The sequence below is a fragment of the Pseudonocardia pini genome, assembly GCF_013870575.1.
GTDB lineage: Bacteria > Actinomycetota > Actinomycetes > Mycobacteriales > Pseudonocardiaceae > Pseudonocardia > Pseudonocardia pini.
In genome coordinates, this window is the sequence record NZ_JACBXB010001236.1 from 1 (window position 1) to 1,002 (window position 1,002).

Here is a 1,002-nt window from a genome sequence, read left to right on the forward strand (position 1 = left end):
ACCCCGGCAACGGGGACCCACACCCGCGCCGAGCGATCGGCGGTGCAGAGAGAGGAAGCGTGTCATGGGAGTACTGGACGGCAAGCGCGTCGCGATCCTGGCGACGGACGGTGTCGAGGAGGTCGAGCTGACCCGGCCGCGCAGCGCGGTCGAGGACGCCGGCGCGACCACCGACCTCGTCTCCCTGTCCACCGACTCGATCCGGTCGATGAACTCGGACATCGAGCCGAGCGCGACCTACCCCGTCGACCGGACCGCGGCCGACGCGGCGGCGGTGGACTACGACGCCCTGATCCTGCCGGGCGGCACGGTGAACGCCGACCGCCTGCGCCTCGACGCCGACGTCCTGCGGTTCGTCACGGACATGGTGAACGCGGGCAAGCCCGTCGGCGCCATCTGCCACGCGCCGTGGACGCTGGTCGAGGCCGACCTCGTCAAGGGCCGGACCCTCACCTCGTTCCCGAGCCTGCGCACGGACATCCGCAACGCGGGTGGCAACCCGGTCGACGATGAGGTGGTCGTGGACGGGCGGCTGGTCACCAGCCGGAACCCCGACGACCTGCCCGCCTTCTGCGCGGCGATCGTGAAGGAGTTCGCCGCGGGCTGACCTCACCCCGGCTCGGTCGGTACCTGCGGCGCACCGGCGTTCAGACGCCCGGTGCGCCGCGTCGTTCCACCCGGTCCAGCGCCGCCTCCATCGCCCGCAGGACACGGAGGGTTGCGTCGACGTCCTGGCCGATCAGGCCGCCGTCGACCCCACGGAGCAGGGCGTGTACGAGTGCATGGACGGCGTCGATCGCGCCCTCCCCCGCGGGCGTGAGGCGGATGCCGCAGGCTCACCGAGTGGGTGCCTGCGGGCCGGTTCGTCACGGTCCCCGGCACCGGGCACTACCCGAACCTGGAGCATCCCGCGGACTTCACCGCCGCGGTGCGCGGGTTCCTGGCCGACCACGTCGGCTGACCCGCCGTCAGCGCAGCGCCGCGGTCACCGGCGCCCACCGG

The 1,002-nt window shown here is 73.3% G+C and carries 2 protein-coding genes; both read left to right on the forward strand.

The window, feature by feature from the left end:
* Positions 1–64: 64 nt before the first annotated feature.
* Positions 65–607 carry a type 1 glutamine amidotransferase domain-containing protein gene (locus H5J29_RS34125; RefSeq protein WP_181784972.1) on the forward strand — a complete coding sequence of 181 codons (543 nt, stop codon included), beginning with the start codon at positions 65–67 and terminating at the stop codon, positions 605–607.
* Positions 608–847: 240 nt separating this feature from the next.
* Positions 848–961, forward strand: coding sequence for an alpha/beta fold hydrolase (locus H5J29_RS34560; protein WP_220188262.1), 114 nt, complete (start codon positions 848–850; stop codon positions 959–961).
* Positions 962–1,002 lie beyond the last annotated feature (41 nt).

Bases quoted from the DNA above. Each gene is read 5' to 3' on its own strand.
- H5J29_RS34125 (WP_181784972.1), top strand. From the start codon at position 65: ATGGGAGTACTGGACGGCAAGCGCGTCGCGATCCTGGCGACGGACGGT.